Origin of the sequence: Colwellia sp. BRX9-1 (assembly GCF_014077195.1) — a bacterium.
In the GTDB taxonomy this organism is placed as follows: domain Bacteria; phylum Pseudomonadota; class Gammaproteobacteria; order Enterobacterales; family Alteromonadaceae; genus Colwellia_A.
In genome coordinates this window covers 1-225 of record NZ_JACGVM010000112.1, presented here as the reverse complement: position 1 = coordinate 225, position 225 = coordinate 1, and the positions used below count along the sequence as shown (strand labels likewise).

The following is a 225-nucleotide window of genomic DNA, read 5'->3' as shown; positions in this document are numbered from 1 at the left end:
CAACGCATTTTTACATTATCTCAGGTGTTTGCTATTGATATTTGTGCTCACGCTGTCATGAATAATCACTTACATTTAGTCCTTCATGTTGATAGTGAAAAAGCTAACAACTGGACGACGCTAGAGGTACTGTCCCGTTGGCATAAGTTGTTCAAAGGCACCCTATTAACCCGTCAATATCAGCAAGAGCAATCATTAACGACATTCGAAATGGAAATGGTTGAA

At 39.1% G+C, this 225-nt stretch carries 1 pseudogene; it reads left to right on the top strand.

Annotated features, from left to right (window positions below):
- Positions 1-225, top strand: a pseudogene (locus H4J76_RS20365) (transposase); the annotation flags it as partial.